The sequence below is a fragment of the Nocardioides oceani genome (assembly GCF_030412965.1).
GTDB lineage: Bacteria > Actinomycetota > Actinomycetes > Propionibacteriales > Nocardioidaceae > Nocardioides > Nocardioides oceani.
The window spans coordinates 1-281 of the sequence record NZ_JAUHJQ010000130.1; the positions used below are offsets into that span (position 1 = coordinate 1).

Annotated in this window: 1 protein-coding gene; it reads right to left on the bottom strand. The window is 79.4% G+C overall.

What is annotated here, in order from left to right; all coding sequences use genetic code 11:
* On the bottom strand, positions 1–208 hold a 208-nt coding region (locus QWY28_RS23545), incomplete at its 3' end, for a hypothetical protein (RefSeq protein ID WP_300955337.1).
* Positions 209–281: the final 73 nt, after the last annotated feature.

A 281-nucleotide genomic window follows, 5' to 3' on the forward strand; every position in this document is an offset into this window, starting at 1 on the left:
GGTCGAGCTCGTCGCGGCTCGGACCCCACCCGGGACGCAGGCCCAGCCGCTCCGAGGCGCTGGGCGGGTCGGGCGCGGGGGCCTCCGCGCTGGCCCCGTCACCGCTCGGCTCCGGGGTCTCGGTGTCGCCCGTGCAGCCCGCGGCGAGCACCCCCAGCGCGAGCAGCGCGGCGATCCCGCGGCGGCGCGGGGAGACGGAGGCGGGCACGCCCTCCATCGTCCCAGGCCGGCGGTGAGGACGACACTCAGGCGTCGAGCGCCTCCACGTCGACGTCGTAGGC